At 58.7% G+C, this 16,778-nt stretch carries 14 protein-coding genes; 5 read left to right on the top strand and 9 right to left on the bottom strand.

Features of this window, described 5'->3' with window-relative positions:
• Positions 1-3: 3 nt before the first annotated feature.
• The gene (locus tag DSL70_RS05780) at positions 4-1,131 is read right to left on the bottom strand and encodes a BMP family ABC transporter substrate-binding protein (RefSeq protein WP_119306949.1); all 1,128 of its coding nucleotides are present in this window, start codon (positions 1,129-1,131) and stop codon (positions 4-6) included.
• A 155-nt stretch (positions 1,132-1,286) separates the two neighbouring features.
• On the bottom strand, positions 1,287-2,207 hold the full coding sequence (locus DSL70_RS05775) for a LysR family transcriptional regulator (RefSeq protein WP_119306948.1): 921 nt from the start codon (positions 2,205-2,207) through the stop codon (positions 1,287-1,289).
• Between the two features lie 121 nt (positions 2,208-2,328).
• Here DSL70_RS05775 and atzF point away from each other — a divergent pair, with 121 nt between their 5' ends.
• On the top strand, positions 2,329-4,140 hold the full coding sequence (gene atzF, locus DSL70_RS05770) for an allophanate hydrolase (protein WP_245418104.1): 1,812 nt from the start codon (positions 2,329-2,331) through the stop codon (positions 4,138-4,140).
• Between the two features lie 64 nt (positions 4,141-4,204).
• On the opposite strand, the gene tkt is transcribed toward atzF, so the two are convergent.
• The 5 genes from tkt to DSL70_RS05745 form a co-directional block, all read right to left on the bottom strand.
• Complete coding sequence (tkt, locus tag DSL70_RS05765) at positions 4,205-6,235, bottom strand: transketolase (protein ID WP_119307292.1); 2,031 nt, start codon at positions 6,233-6,235, stop codon at positions 4,205-4,207.
• 145 nt (positions 6,236-6,380) lie between these two features.
• Positions 6,381-7,676 (bottom strand): TRAP transporter large permease, encoded by a 1,296-nt coding sequence (locus DSL70_RS05760; protein WP_119306947.1) that lies wholly within the window; start codon positions 7,674-7,676, stop codon positions 6,381-6,383.
• Positions 7,673-8,176, bottom strand: coding sequence for a TRAP transporter small permease (locus DSL70_RS05755; RefSeq protein WP_425359339.1), 504 nt, complete (start codon positions 8,174-8,176; stop codon positions 7,673-7,675). Before DSL70_RS05755 ends, DSL70_RS05760 begins: the two co-directional genes overlap by 4 nt.
• A 130-nt stretch (positions 8,177-8,306) precedes the next feature.
• A complete protein-coding gene (locus DSL70_RS05750; protein WP_119306945.1) occupies positions 8,307-9,353 on the bottom strand; it encodes a TRAP transporter substrate-binding protein in 1,047 nt (348 codons plus the stop codon).
• A gap of 129 nt (positions 9,354-9,482) precedes the next feature.
• Positions 9,483-10,322 carry a MurR/RpiR family transcriptional regulator gene (locus tag DSL70_RS05745; RefSeq protein ID WP_162916389.1) on the bottom strand — a complete coding sequence of 280 codons (840 nt, stop codon included), beginning with the start codon at positions 10,320-10,322 and terminating at the stop codon, positions 9,483-9,485.
• 255 nt (positions 10,323-10,577) lie between these two features.
• On the opposite strand from DSL70_RS05745, the gene DSL70_RS05740 reads away from it, so the two are divergent.
• Both DSL70_RS05740 and iolB read left to right on the top strand, forming a co-directional pair.
• A complete protein-coding gene (locus tag DSL70_RS05740) occupies positions 10,578-12,512 on the top strand; it encodes a bifunctional 5-dehydro-2-deoxygluconokinase/5-dehydro-2-deoxyphosphogluconate aldolase (protein ID WP_119306943.1) in 1,935 nt (644 codons plus the stop codon).
• Between the two features lie 10 nt (positions 12,513-12,522).
• On the top strand, positions 12,523-13,326 hold the full coding sequence (gene iolB / locus DSL70_RS05735; RefSeq protein WP_119306942.1) for a 5-deoxy-glucuronate isomerase: 804 nt from the start codon (positions 12,523-12,525) through the stop codon (positions 13,324-13,326).
• Positions 13,327-13,461: 135 nt separating this feature from the next.
• Here the strand turns inward: iolB and arsB are convergent, their stop codons facing one another.
• The gene (gene arsB, locus DSL70_RS05730; RefSeq protein ID WP_119306941.1) at positions 13,462-14,532 is read right to left on the bottom strand and encodes an ACR3 family arsenite efflux transporter; all 1,071 of its coding nucleotides are present in this window, start codon (positions 14,530-14,532) and stop codon (positions 13,462-13,464) included.
• A 28-nt stretch (positions 14,533-14,560) separates the two neighbouring features.
• A complete protein-coding gene (locus DSL70_RS05725) occupies positions 14,561-15,055 on the bottom strand; it encodes an arsenate reductase ArsC (RefSeq protein ID WP_119306940.1) in 495 nt (164 codons plus the stop codon).
• A 252-nt stretch (positions 15,056-15,307) separates the two neighbouring features.
• On the opposite strand from DSL70_RS05725, the gene DSL70_RS05720 reads away from it, so the two are divergent.
• Positions 15,308-15,673 (top strand): ArsR/SmtB family transcription factor, encoded by a 366-nt coding sequence (locus DSL70_RS05720; RefSeq protein ID WP_119306939.1) that lies wholly within the window; start codon positions 15,308-15,310, stop codon positions 15,671-15,673.
• A gap of 65 nt (positions 15,674-15,738) precedes the next feature.
• Positions 15,739-16,752, top strand: coding sequence for a permease (locus tag DSL70_RS05715; RefSeq protein WP_119307291.1), 1,014 nt, complete (start codon positions 15,739-15,741; stop codon positions 16,750-16,752).
• Positions 16,753-16,778 lie beyond the last annotated feature (26 nt).

Raw genomic sequence — 16,778 nt, 5'->3', positions numbered from 1 at the left:
ATATCAGTTCGTTGAGCCGATGACACCTTCAACCAGATAGTCCATGGACTCCAGTGCAATGTCGGTTTCCGGGAATGCCTGACCGGCGGTTGCGACCACGTTGCCCTTGTTGTCTTTGAGCGGGCCCTTGATGGCAGCAAAGCCACCCTTCATGATCTCGGCCTTGACAGCCTCGAACTGCTTGGCGGCCGCTTCGGTGACGGACGGGCCGAGTGGCGACATCTTGATGAAGCCTTCGGTCAGGCCACCGCGGACAAAGTTGTCGATCGGTTCACCGGCAAGGGCCTTCTTGACGAAATCGGTGTAGACGCTCGGCCAGTTCCATTCGGCGCCGGTGAGATATTTCTCCGGTGCCAGCGTGCTCTGGTCGACGTGGTAGCCACAGACATAGCAGCCGCGGGCTGCAGCCGTTTCAACCACCACCTTCGGGCCATCGACATGGCAGGTGATGACGTCGGCACCCTGATCGGCCAGCGCATTGGTGGCCTCGGCTTCCTTGACGGGCAGTGACCAGTTGCCGGTGAAGATGACCTGACAGGTGATTTCCGGATCAACGGAACGGGCGCCGAGCAGGAAGGAGTTGATGTTGTTGAGCACCTGCGGGATCGGTTTGGCAGCGACGAAGCCGATTTTCTTTGACTTGGTCATGTGACCGGCGACGACACCGTTGAGATACTGGCCCATGCCGATATAGCCGAAATAGGAACCTGCGTTGGACGGGTCGCCTTCCTTCCAGAGGCCGCCGCAATGCTGGAAGCGGACATCTGCATATTTGGGGGCGGTTTCTTTCACATAAGGATCATAGTAGCCGAAGGAGGTCGGGAACAGCAGCGCGGCCCCATCGAAATTGATCATCGATTCCATGGTGTTGATCACGTCCACGGATTCAGCGACATTTTCTTCCTCGATGACCGTCACGCCTTCCATTGCCTTGACGGCGGCGGCACCCTCGGCGTGAGCCTGATTGTAGCCATAGTCGTCCTTGGCGCCGACATAGACGAAGCCGACCGTCAGCTTGCCAGCAGCAAGGGCTGAGCGCATGCCGAACGGCATGGCGGTGGTGGCCACGAGTGCTCCTGTTGTTTTCAGGAAGCTACGACGAGAAAAAGGGGAAACGAGAATTTTCTTCATTGGATTTCTCTCCGAAATAACAGGCAGGCAATGAAAATGCGCTTGGACGTCCCGAATTTTGGGCTGGTGATTGATGTGTATGGGCGAGAGTAGCGGCGTCTTGCGCTTCTGGCTTCTGCTATTTTTTCCCAAGTCCGGTGCAAAAAATGCAGCACTTAGCCGTCCTGCCCGGTTTGGTCGGTGTTCAGCCGTTCCATCGCCACGATCAGCGTCTCGGCGAAGCGCGCAGACGCGATCGGCAGCGTTCGGCCCTTCATCTGGCCCAGCAAAAGCGATCCGGCCGGCATGTCGCGGGTCGAGATAGGGCGGCTGATCAGACCGCTGTCGGCAGGGAGCCGCAACCCGATCGAGATCTGGAAGCTGATCGCATCCTCGAATTCCACATAGTGACGCATGAAGTCAAAGGAGTCTGACTGGATGACCGGTTGCAGGGTGCGGGAGGTTCCGGCCAGAGCCCGCTCGATCATGTGCCGCACCGCATAGGCCGAGGTCGGCATCACGTGGGGATAGTCAAGGCATTCCCTGAGGCGCACCTCGGCATGGTCTGCCAGCGGGTGATCCTTGCGCATGACGGCATTGACCACCTGCGGGATGGCGGACAGAACCGCAAAGTCGACCATATGCACCGGCTCCAGCACCAGCGCCAGATCGCTTTCGAAGTTGATCAGGTCCCGCTCCGCCGCGGCCCTGTCGCGGATGTTGACGCTGAAGGTCACACCGGGATGTTCGGTGCGATAGGCCGCGATATGGGCAGGCAGGAAATAGGGGCTCAGGGCCTGTGAACAGGCAATGGAGATGTGCCCCCGCCGTTCGCCCGCCAGATCCGCCACCTGACTCTGCACCCGCTTGAGATCCGATTGCTGCGAGCGGAAATGCTGTAATAGCAGCTCTCCGGCCGGATTGAGGCGGACGCCGCGCGGCAGCCGCTCGAAGATCTCATAGCCGAACTCGCTTTCGAAGCGCTGAATGCGCCGGTTGAGCGCCGAAGCCGTAATGTTCATGTCATCGGCGGCCTTGCGGATTGACCCGGCGCGCATCACGGCCTCGATATAGCGAAAATCCTGGAGATGTTTCATGGTCTCCCCCTGCGGTCAGATAAGCGGTGCATTTATTGCACCAGTTTTGTGAAATAATAGCAATAGAGTTTTCGCTCCGAACGGGCAATGTCTTTTAGAGAACCAACAAGGACGCGATACCATGACTTTGCCCCAGACGCTGCCCCAGATGCATCCAATGACGATCACCGACATCCACGAGGCCTACGCTGCGGGTACCACGCCAGAAGAGATCGTGGCTGCTGTCTATGCCCGTATTGCAGATGTTGCCGATCCGGGCATTTTCATCACGCTGCGGGATGAAGCAGACGTCATCGCAGAAGCAAAGGCGCTGGGGGCCTTTGATCCGGACAAGCCCTTGTGGGGCATTCCCTTTGCCGTAAAGGACAATATCGACGTGGCGGGGCTTCCAACCACAGCGGCCTGCCCCAAGTGGGAATATCTGCCGGACGAGGATGCCTTCGTGGTTGCGCGGCTGCGCAAGGCCGGAGCCATTGTCATTGGAAAGACCAACCTTGACCAGTTCGCAACCGGGCTCGTCGGTGTGCGTACACCCTATGGTGCGCCGAAGAACGCGCTCGATCCGGCCATCGTGCCGGGCGGATCGTCTGGCGGGTCAGGGGTGAGTGTCGCCCATGGCATCGTTTCCTTTGCTCTGGGAACCGATACCGCCGGGTCCGGACGCGTCCCGGCTGCCCTCAACAATATTGTCGGTCTCAAGCCATCGCTGGGCTCCTGGTCGGCCTCCGGCTCGGTGCCTGCCTGCCGGTCCATCGAAACCATCTCGGCCTTTGCGTTAACGGTAGAGGATGCCTATCGGGTGCATCAGGTCGCCAGTGGTTTCGATGAGAAGGACGCCTATGCACGGTCCATCGAGGCTCCGGGGCTGTTCGCCATCAAGGCTCCCCTGCGCATCGGTATCCCGGACAGCAACAGCATCAAATTCTTCGGGGATGACATGCAGGCTGCCTCCTTTGCCGAAGGCGTTGCCCTGCTGGCTGCTGCCGGTCATGTGATTGAACCATTGGACTTTTCGCCGTTCTACGCCATTGCAGAAATGCTCTACGAAGGCGCATGGGTGGCTGAACGAAACAGCGTCATCGACACGCTGATGGCTGATGATCCGGAGGCGATTCTGCCCGTTACACGCAAGATTGTCGGCAAGGCCAATGATCTCTCGGCAACCGATGCCTTCAGGGGCTTCTATCGTCTCAAGGAGCTGAGCCGCAAGGTTGAGCCTTTGCTGGCGCGTCTGGATGTGCTGGCTGTGCCGTCCATTCCGACCTTCTACACGGTCGCCGATCTTGAGGCTGATCCGGTGACGCCGAACTCCAATCTCGGCACCTACACCAACTTCGTCAACCTGCTCGACATGTGCGGACTGGCCGTGCCGATCCCGGCGCGGTCGGATGGCCGCCCCGGCAGCATCACCCTGTTGGCCAGCTCGGGCAAGGATGCGCTGATCGCTTCACTGTCGGCCTGTCTTGAAACCGCAGGGGAGCGGAGGCTTGGAGCCACCTCGTGGCCGCGTCCGCAAAGAAAGCCGGTTGCCGACCTGCCATCTGGCTATGTCAAGCTCGCCGTCTGTGGGGCTCACCTTGAGGGATTGCCGCTCAACTGGCAACTGACCGACAGGAACGCCTATCTGATCGAGGCGACGACGTCGGCACCCTGCTATCGCTTCTATGCACTGGCCGGGGAGGGTGTCAAGCGTCCGGGCATGATCCGGACTGCGGAAAAGCAGGCGAATGGCATCGCCGTAGAGGTCTGGGCCATGCCGCTTGCCGGGCTGGGGTCATTTCTCGCCGGTATTCCGGCGCCATTGGGCCTCGGCAAGGTCGAACTGGCAAGCGGGGAAGAGGTTTGTGGCTTCATCTGCGAGGCCACTGGCGCGGAAGGGGCAGAAGACATCACCAGCCTTGGCAGCTGGCGGGCCTACCTCAAACAGGGCTGACCACGCGCCTTGAGGCAAAGGAAGACGAGACGCTCCGGCCCGTTTGGACCGGAGCGTCTTTTCGTTACGCCAGTGCGTCCTGCACGCGTTTGACAACGGCATCTGCGGTGAAGCCGAAATATTTGATCACCTGATCCGCAGGACCGGAGGCACCGAAACGGTCGACACCCATGATGATGCCATCGCGTCCGACATAGCGTTCCCAGCCAAGAGGCGAGCCTGCCTCGATGGCCAACTGAACGGCGTCAATCGGGCCGAGGACAGCGTTCTTCCAGGCCTTGTCCTGCTTGTCGAACAGGGCCCAGTTGGGCAGGGAGACGACGGCGGTCGGAATCCCGGCCTCTTCAAGCTGCTTTTGCGCCTCAACGGCGATATGGAGCTCGGACCCCGTAGCAAACAGTGTTGCCTTGCGAGCGCTTGAGGCCTCCTTGAGGACATAGCCGCCGCGAGCGGACATGTTTTCCTCGGCACCGGTGCGCACCACAGGCAGCGGGTTTCTGGAAAGGCACAGAACCGACGGGGTGTGTTTGGCAGCAAGCGCCAGTTCCCAGCATTCCATCGCCTCGACCATGTCGCCAGGTCTGAAGACATTGAGGTTCGGCATGGCGCGCAATCCGGCCAGATGTTCCACCGGCTGATGGGTCGGGCCGTCCTCGCCGACGGTGATGCAGTCGTGGGTCATGACATAGATGACCCGCTGTTCCATCATCGCCGACAGACGAACCGCAGGGCGGGCATAGTCGATGAAGCACAGGAAGGTGCCACCAAACGGAATGAGACCGCCATGCACGGCCATGCCGTTCATCATCGCAGCCATTGCATGTTCGCGAATTCCGAACGGAATATAGCGTCCGCCCCAGTCGCCAGCGGCAATCGGGCGGGCCTTTTGCGGCCAGGTGAGGGTGGAACCGGCCAGATCAGCCGAACCACCGACGAGCTCGGGCATCAGGTCGAACAGGGCGTTGAGCACCTTGCCGGATGCCATGCGCGTTGCCACCGGCTTGTCGGCAAGAGCTGCTGTGCGCAGGGCTTTCAGCGCCTCGAGAGCTTCTGCCGGAAGGTCTCCGGCCATGCGCCGTTCAAACTCTGCCTTGGTGGCTGTCGGAGCAGCGGCAAGGCGGTCCTGCCAGGACTTGTGGTCTGCCTTGCCGCGAGCACCGGCACCGCGCCAGTCGTCAAATACAGCCCCCGGGATTTCGAAGGCCTCGTAAGGCCAGCCGAGCATTGCCTGCATGGCCTTGCGATCTTCGGCGCCGATTGCTCCGAAGTGAGCGGCAGGTTTGCCCTGCTTGGCCACAGATCCGCGGCCGATGACAGTGCGGCAGGCGATCATCGACGGGCGCGGGTCGGCCTTGGCGGCGAGAATGGCCCGTTCAATGGCATCCGTGTCATGGCCATCGATGGACTGGACATGCCATCCGGCGGCGGTGAAGCGGGCAACCTGATCTTCCGATGTGGCATGCGTGGTATTGCCGTCAATGGTCACCTTGTTGTCGTCGAACAGCATCACCAGCTTGCCAAGCCCCATGTGAGCGGCAAAGGTGATGGCTTCCTGAGCAATGCCTTCCATCAGACAGCCGTCACCTGCCATGACATAGGTGTAGTGATCCACCAGCGCATCGCCATAATCGGCGTTGAGGGTCCGTTCCGCCAGAGCCATGCCAACCGCGTTGGCGACGCCCTGTCCGAGCGGGCCAGTGGTCACCTCGATGCCACGCAGCTGTTCATATTCCGGGTGACCTGCGGTCTTGGCCCCGAGCTTGCGGAATTTCCTGATATCGTCGAGCGAGATGTCGGGAGAACCGGTCAGCCAGAGCAGGGCATACATCAGCATCGAACCATGTCCGGCGGAAAGGACAAAGCGGTCGCGGTCAGCCCATTCCGGCTCGGCGGCGTCATATTTCATGATCTTGTCAAACAGCACGGCGGCAACATCCGCCATCCCCATGGGCATGCCGGGATGACCGGACTGCGCGACCTCAACGGCATCAACGGTCAGGAAACGCAGGGCGCTGGCCATATCATGCAGGCGCTTGTCGGTTGGCACGATGGGCTCGACGGTGGCTTGGGCTGGTGTCTTGACGGGGGTATTCATGTCTTTCTCCATGATAGGGAAGGCCGAGTTCCAGCGGTCCTGCAGACGAGAGCGCTGCAGGTGGCGGAACATTTCGGTTCTTGCCACCTCCGATCACAAGGATCAGAGGCAGCGTTGTCTTGAGATTGGGGGCTTTGATACCGGATTACATGAGGCCAGCCAGACGAGGCAGGAAGAGCACCAGATCCGGAAACAGGCTGATCAGGGCCAACACGCCGATAGAGATGAACAGGAATGGCATGATCTCTCTTGAAATCGCCCCTATTCGTGTCTCGTTTGACGTGATCGCCGCCCCGGCGAACAGGCACAGCCCGTAAGGCGGGGTCATCAGGCCGATCATCAGGTTGAACACCATCACGACACCAAAGTGGATCGGGTTGATGCCCACGGCCGTTGCAATTGGTGTCAGGATCGGACCAAGAATGAGGATGGCCGGTGCCGCATCCATGAACATGCCCCACATCAACAGGAAGATGTTGATGACCAGCAGCACCATCAGCGGATCAACCGCATTCATGCGGATCCACTCCGCAGCGATTTGTGGCAAGTGGGCGACGGCCAGGATCCAGCCGAAGATACCGGCTGTGCCGATGAGGAAGAAGATGGCAGCCGAATCCCGGGCGACCTTGGCTCCGACAACCAGCAGGTCCTTGAAGCCGACGTTGCGATAGAGGAAGAAGCCCAGCAGCAGCGCATAGCCAACGGCAACGGAAGCTGCCTCGGTCGGGGTGAATACGCCTGAAAGGATGCCACCCATCAGGATGACAGGCATCAACAGCGCGGGGACAGAGGATTTGCAGATCTTGATGACTTCTGCCAGCATGTATTTGCCGTGCGAGGAGCGATAGCCCCGGCGGCTGGCGATGATCCAGACCACCAGCATCTGTGCGAGGCCGAGCAGCACACCGGGCAGGGCTCCGCCGACCAGCAGGGCACCTGTCGAGACCTGGGCAACCGATGCAAAGATGACCATCGGGATCGATGGCGGAATGATCGGCCCCTGAACGGAGGAGGCCACAGTGACCGCAGCCGAGAAGCTCTCCGAATAGCCGTTCTTCTTCATCGCCGGAATAAGCACCGAGCCAAGACCGGCGACATCAGCCAATGCCGACCCCGAGCACCCGCCAAACAGCATTGAGGCGACCACATTCACCTGTGCGAGCCCACCCCGCATGCGCCCGACCATCAGGTTGGCGAGCGAGACGATGTTGTCGGTGATGCGGCAGGCAGCCATGACGTGCCCTGCCATGACAAACAGTGGAACTGCCAGCAGCACGAAGCTGTCGATCGACGTGAAGAACTGGTGAATGATCGTCCGCATGGACTGCTCGGAAACCAGAAAATAGACGAGCGAGGCGATGCCGGTCGTAAAACTCAAAGGCACGCCCAGTATCGCCAGAAAGCCAAATATCACCAGCATGAGCGAAAAGGCGAAAGTCATTTTTGCGTCTCCGATACAGGGGCATCCGCATTGACGAGGAATTCCGGTTCGAGAATCCAGCTGCGATGGTAGAAGAGGATGTCGATGGCATCCAATATGAGATAGAGCAGCACAAAGCACGCTCCGAGCGGGATCGCGAAGAATGGCCAGAAGAAGGAAATCTGCAGCCCCGGCGTCGTCATCCACTCGTTGGCGTTGGCATAGCCCCAGCCCACATAGATGAGATAGACAAAGAACACGGCGACGGGCAGACGCAGGACAAAGTCATACCACATGGCCTGCTTGCGCGGGATCATCGAAATGACGATCATCAGGCGCGGGTGGGCATAGTGGCGGTAGGCTGTAGCTGCGCCAACACTGGTGACATAGATCATCAGATATTTGGCCGCTTCTTCAGCCCAATAGAGCGGCATGGCGAGGAAATATCGCATGCAGACCTGCAGGAGCAGAACGGAAAAGATGCTGAAGACCAGAACAGCCAGAAAGACGTTCAATAACATATTGACCGCATCCAGCGTCCGTTCGATCTTGTTGGGGGGATTTATCGGTGTTTGCATTTCCAGTCCTCGGACCTTGGGAAAAAGCGGACGGGAAGCGGACTATGCCGCTCCCCGCCTTGGCTCCAGGATTTTAGTAGACTAGATCCTCGTAGCTCTTCTGGATGCGGTCGATTTCGTCCTGAACCATCTTCAGGACTTCGGCGCCGCCATCCACGTTCTTTTCAAACCATGCAAAGGCTGCTGGCTGGAATGCCTTCTTGAATTCGGCGATTTCGGCAGCGGTTGGCTGATAGATCTCGACGCCATGGTCCTGCAGCCATTTGCCGTCGATGATGTCTTTCAGCGGGGCGAGTGCTTCAGAACCAGCCTGAGCTTCGCTGCCTGCTTTCATGATGGCAACCTGAATGTCCTGCGGCAGGCTCTTGAACCAGTCGACGTTATAGGTAACAGCGCCAACCAGGTGAACATGGCCATCAAGCGTGATGTATTTCTGAACTTCGTGGAAGTTCATGGCACGGATGGTTGCCAGCGGGTTTTCCTGACCATCGACAACGCCGGTCTGCAGGGACGTATAGACTTCAAGCCATGGCACCGGAGTTGCCTGGGCACCGGCTGCGTTGAACATTTCGATATGCGGACGAACCTGCATGGTGCGCAGTTTTACGCCCTTGAGGTCGGCCACGGTGTGGACCGGCTTCTTGGCCGTTGAAATCTGGCGATAGGCCTGCGGGCTGAAGAACAGGATGCCGACACCGGTCTTTTCCTCAAGCTCGGCAAGGATCTTCTTCATGACCGGGTTTTCGCGGGTGTAGAGCTTCTGGGCGACAGCCATGTCGGGCATGATATAGGGCAGGTCGGTGAAGGTGATTTTCGGGAACAGGTTGGACATCACGCCCATTGCCAGTTCGCTGCCCTGCAGTTCGCCGGATTTGACCTGCTGCAGGCCGGACAGCTGATCGCCAAGCTGACCATCAGGGAAGACCTGAACGTCAACACGGCCGTCCGTGTAGAGTTCCACTTTCTGTTCGAAGATCGCCAAAGAGGCGGATGCCGGCAGAGCCATCGGATCGGCTGGCGTGCCACTTGCGATTTTCATGACATAGTCAGCGGCAAAAGCCGCATTTGCGCTAAGGGCAAGAGCAATTGCCGTACCCGTTACCAGAGCTTTCAATTTCATCTAAACCTCCCAGTGTCTGACCCTCCCGCCAGACACAATTGCATCAGGACGATGCATTCCAATACGATAGAAAATGGAACATATATTCTATCTTGGGGTCAATATGAAATCTTTGATCTTGGACTAAAGTTATATATTTTCCTTCACAACCGATGCCGAATTGAGGCGTGTGCCTATCGAGACGGCCAGCGCGGCGGCAAGGCAGAAGGTTGCCGAATAGGTGCGGAACCCGCCGACATCTTCTTCCACCACCTCCAGACTCACATCGGCCAGACCAGACAGGGGACTGAGCGGTGTATCGGTGATCGCCACCACCTGTGCCCCGTCGCTTTTGGCCTTTTCGGCCACCAGTACAACCTCCGACGTGTAGGGTTCAAACGAGATCAGCAGCACCACTTCTCCCGGATTGAAAGTGTTGGGAATCTTGATCGATCCTACATCAGTGTGCAGGATAACGCGATGATCGAATTGTCCCAGAACATAGGCAAGATAGCAGGCAACGGAGAAGGCCCGGCGTTGGCCGACAACATGCAGATAGGGTTTACTGCAGATGATTTCTGCTGCGTTTTCAATCAATTGAGGGTCCATCTTGGTCATCAGTCGCTCAATGGAGGCGATGGATGAGTCGCAGAAATCAACGAACAGGAGATCAGCTTCCGTCTCGCCGCGCTGGCGCAGAGTGTTGATGCGATAGCGATAGGGAGGGCGCTGCTGCGTTGCCTGCCGGCGGAACAGCTGCTGCATGTCCGAGTAGCCCTGCAGGCCGAGCGCCTGTGCGAAACGAATGAAGGCAGAGGGGGCAATGCCGGATTCCTGGGATGCCTGTGCCACGGTCAGGAAGGCCATGGCGTCGCCCTTGCGCAAGACAAAACTGGCGCAATCCTGAAGCCGTTTGGGCAGGCCGTCCTTGATTATCGATATCTTCTTTTCGAACTCGGTGACCGAGGTTGGGATGGATGCTTCATTCATCGTGCTAGTGACCTCCATCATGGATTGGGTGGGGGGTATCCCGGAAAAACTGGCTCACCTTACGTGAGCCATTTCAGAATTGGAATGAAAATTTCATTCTATTTGACACACCCTGTTCAAAGTTTGATACATTTTGTGTGTAGAACAAAAATTTCTAAAATTTCTCTTTTAGAATTTATATTTCATTGCTAGTCTAACGTCAACTCGTCCACAAGAGGATTGGAAATAAACGGGAGGATTAGAAATAGGTGAGCGATGCAGAAGACACTTGATCTCATAACAATCGGACGCAGCTCCGTCGATCTCTACGGAAGCCAGGTCGGCGGCAGACTGGAGGACATGCGCTCGTTTGAGAAATACATCGGGGGCAGCCCCACCAATATGGCCGCCGGCACCGCCAAACTTGGCGTTCGGTCTGCAGTCATCACACGCGTTGGCGATGAACATCTGGGCCGCTTTATCCGGGAGGAACTGGAAGCCCTTGGCGTTGATACGCGCGGCGTGATAACCGACCCGCAGAGACTGACGGCGCTCGCCATTCTCGGCATTCGCGACAAGGAACACTTCCCCCTGATCTTCTATCGCGAAAACTGCGCCGACATGGCGCTGTGCGAAGACGATATCGATCCCGCGTTCATTGCCGAGGCCCGCTGTGTTACGGCCACTGGCACTCACCTGAGCCACCCGCGCACCAAGGCGGCGGTGCTCAAGGCGCTGCGTCTGGCAAGGGAAAATGGCGCAAAAACTGCGCTGGATATCGATTATCGGCCCAATCTTTGGGGGCTTTCCGGCCATGGCGATGGCGAAAACCGTTTCATTGCCTCCGAGGAGGTCACCCGGCAGTTGCAGGAAACCCTGTCCCTGTTTGACCTGATTGTCGGCACCGAAGAGGAATTCCATATTGCCGGCGGCACCACCGATACGCTTGAGGCGCTCAGGGCCGTCCGTAAGGTGACTGGTGCGACTCTCGTGTGCAAACGCGGCCCGATGGGGGCTACTGCCTTCACCGGCGCCATTCCCGGCTCGCTCGATGATGGTGAATCCGGCCCCGGCTTCCCAATTGAGGTGTTCAACGTGCTCGGAGCAGGGGATGGCTTCATGTCCGGCCTTCTGAAAGGCTGGCTTGATGGCAAGGACTGGGTCACGGCCCTGACCTATGCCAACGCCTGCGGTGCCTTTGCTGTCAGTCGCCACGGCTGCACACCGGCCTATCCAAGCTGGGAAGAGCTGCAATTCTTCCTGCAACGCGGCGTCAAGACACCGGCCTTGCGCAAGGACCTGGAACTGGAGCAGATCCATTGGTCGACGAACCGGCACAAGGCCTGGCCGGATGTCCGGATTTTCGCCTTTGACCATCGTATCCAGCTGGAGCGCATGTGCGATGAACAGAAGGTGCCGCGCGCCCGTATTGGTTCGTTCAAGAAGCTGTGCCTTGAGGCCACGATGCAGGTTTCCGGCGGTCGGGATGGCTACGGCATCCTGTGCGACAACCGGGTTGGTCAGGAAGCTCTGCATGCTGCTGCCGACAAGGGACTATGGATCGGGCGCCCGGTGGAATTCCCCGCGTCCTGTCCACTAGCATTCGAAGAGGAACTTGGCCCGGACTGCGGTGGTCTGCGGGAATGGCCTCAGAACCACGTCGTCAAGGTGCTGTGCTATTGCCACCCGGACGACGATGTCGCCTTGCGGGATCAGCAGGAAGCCACCCTGCTGAAGCTGGCCGCAGCGGCCCGCAACAACCGGCTTGATCTGCTGGTTGAACTGATCACGTCGCCGGTAGGGCCGGTCGATGACATGTCGGCTGCCAAGTTGATCCGGCGGCTGTATGAGATCGGCATCTATCCGGACTGGTGGAAGCTGGAGCCGATGAAGACCGACGCCGCCTGGCGAAATGCCTGCCACGAGATCGAGAGCCATGACCCGCACTGCCGCGGTGTGGTGGTTCTGGGGCTCGCTGCCGATATGGAGGCTCTTGGGCCTGCATTGCGGATTGCTGCTGCCCATCCGCTGGTCAAGGGCTTTGCGGTCGGCCGTACCATCATGAACGCCACGGCGCTTCAGTGGTTCGCAGGCGAGGTGGATGACGCAACCGCAGTGCGTCAGTTGACAGAGAATTATGGAGCTTTGTGCTCGCTCTGGGACGAGGCCAGATTGTCTGCCCTCGGAGCCGGAGACGAGGCCAATCATTAGGAGGAAAGACATGTCTTACAATTTGCATCGCAAGCCGCAGGCTGAAAGCGGCAAGGTTCACGATATCACCCCGGAAAGCGCCGGCTGGACCTATGTCGGCTTCGGTCTCTATGACCTGAAACCGGGGGAAACGGCAGCCGAAGCCACTGGCGACCGCGAGGTCATCCTCGTCATGCTCGAAGGCTATGCGGAAATTTCCGGCGCTGGCGAAGCTTTCGGCAAGATCGGCAGCCGCGACAGCGTTTTCGATCCGATTGCACCCCAGTCGGTCTATATTCCGAACGACAGCAACTGGTCGCTTGTTGCCGTGACAGACTGCAAGGTGGCCGTCTGCTCGGCTCCTGGCATGGGTGGCCACAAGGCTCAGGTCCTGAAGGCTCCGGAGCGGGTTACCAAGGGCAAGGGCGCCAACACCCGCCACATCTTCCCGATCGCCATGGAAGACTATGACGTTGCCGACAGCCTGCTTGTCACCGAATGCATCACGCCATCGGGGCACTGGTCATCCTATCCCCCGCACCGTCATGATACGGACAATTTCCCGACCATCACCCATCTGGAAGAGAGCTATTATCACCGCCTGAACCCGTCCAAGGGCTATGCCCATCAGCGGGTCTACAATGATAGCGGTTCGATGGATGAAACCTTCACGGTGCATGATGGCGAAGTGGTGCTGGTGCCGGAAGGCTACCATCCGTGTGGCGCCCCCTATGGCTATGACCTCTATTATCTTAACGTCATGGCTGGCCCGCTGCGCAAATGGCGGTTCCAGAACCACCCGCACCACGACTGGATTGCCCAGAAAGACGCCTGATAATCTCCCCGCTGTCCCGGTCCCCTCTGCCCTCCTGGAGGGGCTGGAACCCAAGCAGCAGAAGCGGCATGCTCCTTGTGGGCATGCCGCTTTTTTATTCGCAAACCCAAGCGGGCTTGGGCAGATCAACGTCAGCTAGGCCGGGAAATGCTGACGGGTCCGGTTGGCAAAGGCTACCAGCGACAACATGACCGGAACTTCCACCAGAACACCGACCACCGTTGCCAGCGCGGCGCCGGAATTGAGACCGAACAGACCGATGGCGACAGCCACTGCCAGCTCGAAGAAGTTGGAGGTGCCGATGAGGGCGCAAGGGGCAGCGATCCGGAAGGGCACCTTCATGATCCATGCTGCGAGATAGGCAATAGCAAAGATGCCGTAGGATTGCATGAGAAGCGGCAAGGCGATAAGTGCGATCAGCAACGGCTGCGACAGGATGACCCCGCCCTGAAAGCCGAACAGCAGGACCACCGTGGCCAGAAGACCGAGCACCGACACCGGCTTGAGTTTGCCGGTAAAAGCCGCAACTGCCTCGTCGGTTCTTGTGCCTGCAGCAAGAGCCTTGCGCGTGAAATAACCCGCAACCAGCGGCACCACGACATAGAGCACGACGCTGAGAATGAGCGTATCCCAGGGCACGGGAATGTCGGTCACGCCCAGCAGCAGGGCGACAATCGGGGCGTAGGCGAAAACCATGATGAGGTCATTCACGCTGACCTGCACGAGGGTATAGTTGGCGTCGCCTCTGGTCAGCTGCGACCAGACGAACACCATCGCCGTGCAGGGCGCGGCCCCCAGCAGGATCAGACCGGCGATATAGGAATCCGCATCAGCCGGGCCAATCATGCCCGCGAACAGATATTTGAAGAACACCACCCCGAGCACGGCCATGGTGAAGGGTTTGATCAGCCAGTTGACCGCCAGGGTGATGATCAGTCCCTTCGGTTGGTCGGCGACATGGCTGATGGAGGAGAAATCCACCGACACCATCATCGGATAGACCATGGCCCAGATCAGCAGGGCGACCACAAGGTTGACATGGGCATATTCCAGCCCGGCCAGAAGACCGAACAGCCCGGGAAACAGTTCCCCGAGCACAAGGCCCGCTGCAATCGCCAAGGCGACCCAGACGGAGAGCCATTTTTCGAAAAATCCGATGCCGCCGGGCTCGGAGGCATGGGAAGGCAGGTTTGCATCAACGGACATGAGACGTCTTTCTTTCAGACAGGTTCTTTCAGGACTTGCCGATTTCATCGAGTTTCTGTTGCAGGGACAGATGGCCGATTCTGGCAAGGGGAAGAGAGGTGAAAATGGAGATCCTGGAATTCAGCATGCGATAGACATCGGAAAAAGCCAGCGCAATTTCGGGGTCCGAACCATATGCCGCAGCCGGATCTGGCACACCCCAGTGGGCAGTCATCGGCTGGCCGGGCCAGATCGGGCAAACCTCTCCGGCGGCGTTGTCACAGACGGTGAACACGAAATCCAGTTTTGGGGCGCCGTCGGCGGCAAATTCGTCCCAGCTCTTGGAACGGGCGGAGCTGGTATCATAATTGAGCCGTTGCAGCAGCGCCAAAGCCTGAGGGTGGACCTGCCCGGTGGGATGGGAGCCCGCCGAGAAGGCGCGAAAGCTGCCTTGACCGAGACGGTTCATGATGGCCTCTGCCATAATCGATCTGGCAGAGTTTCCCGTGCACAGGAAAAGCACGTTATAGAGACTCTCACTCATTGTGTGTCCTTTTAAGGTCTATGACAGGTTCCAATGTCAGACATTGTCCATCCTGTTGATGTCAGCGGTCCGCCAGTGTCTGGCTCGGCTATCGCGGGTCGCATGGAAGGACGGTCGGCTTGGTTGGAAAATCCTTGAAGCTACCTCAATAATATATCAAGAATTCTTGAATAATTGAAGTGACGTGTCTTGTCAATGCGTTTTAGCGAATATGCATTGACTTGCATATACGGACAGGAGTATATAACCGGTATGGAAAATATCACAAATATATTCGGCGCCCTGTCTGATCCGATCCGGTTGCGGATTCTGGCGCTTATCGCGGAAGAAACCGAGCTTTGCGTCTGTGAACTGGTTGGGGCACTGGAACTGCCGCAGCCAAAAATCTCGCGCCACTGCAAGGTTCTCAATGAGGCCAATCTGCTCAGCAGCCGCCGCGAGGCACAATGGGTGCTCTATTCACTGTCCGAGGACAACCCGGACTGGGCAAGACAAGCCGTGATGGCGGCCATCGAAGGGGTGCGCAAGGACCCGCACCATGCCGCCGACCGTACACGGCTCACATCGGTTCAAAGGCCACCAGTCAGATGTGACCTGACGGAGAAGCAAGCATGCTAGACGATATTTCAACGGCCGGGGATCGTGGCTCCCTGTTGACAAGAGCAGGCAAACCGGGCCCCGCCATGCTGATCGTGGCGACGGTGATCGGTCTTGCCCTGTGGTGGACGGTTTACAGCTGGCTCATTCCCTTTTCCGAAGCGGTGACGTCACTCTTCCCTGTCGAGCGCCACAGTCACACCGGCGAGGCGATTGCCTTTTTCTTCTATGATGTGCCCAAGGTGCTGATGCTGCTCACCCTCATTGTTTTCGCCATGGGAGTGATACGCTCGTGGTTCAGCCCGGAGAAGACCCGCGCACTGCTGGCTGGCAAACGCGAGGGTGTTGGCAATGTCCTTTCGGCCTGCCTTGGTATTTTGACCCCCTTCTGCTCCTGCTCCGCCGTGCCGCTGTTCATCGGTTTCGTCTCGGCTGGCGTGCCGCTGGGAGTGACTTTCTCCTTCCTCATCGCCGCACCGATGGTCAATGAGGTTGCGCTCATCCTGCTGGTCGGTCTGGTCGGCTGGAACGTGGCGCTGACCTATCTGTTTTTCGGCCTAGGTGTTGCCATTGTTGCTGGCTGGGTCATCGGCAAGCTGAAACTGGAGGGCTGGTTGCAGGACTGGGTCCGGGATATCCATTCGGGGGCCAATGCTCCGGCGGATTTCAGCGGCGAGACGCTGACCATGTCCGATCGTTACAAGCTGGGCTATGAGGCCGTGCGCGAGATCCTCTCCAAGGTCTGGGTCTGGATCATCCTTGGCATCGGGCTCGGTGCGCTGATCCATGGCTATGTGCCTGAGAATCTGATGGTCGACATCATGGGCGCCGACGCATGGTGGTCCGTGCCGGTTGCAGTGGTCATGGGCGTGCCGCTCTACACCAATGCTGCGGGCGTCATTCCCATCGTCGAGGCGCTGCTCGGCAAGGGGGCTGCTCTGGGCACCGTGCTCGCCTTCATGATGAGCGTGATCGCGCTCTCGATGCCGGAAATGCTGATCCTGCGACAGGTGCTGACCCTGCGCCTGATCGCGGTCTTCATCGCGGTGGTAAGCTGCGGCATTCTCGCCGTCGGCTTCCTGTTCAACGCGATTTTCTAACTGCAATGCAAGAGTGACAAAAGGAA

This window comes from Cohaesibacter haloalkalitolerans (assembly GCF_003574655.1).
GTDB classification, from domain to species: Bacteria; Pseudomonadota; Alphaproteobacteria; order Rhizobiales; family Cohaesibacteraceae; genus Cohaesibacter; species Cohaesibacter haloalkalitolerans.
This window is presented reverse-complemented; position numbering and strand designations above follow the sequence as displayed.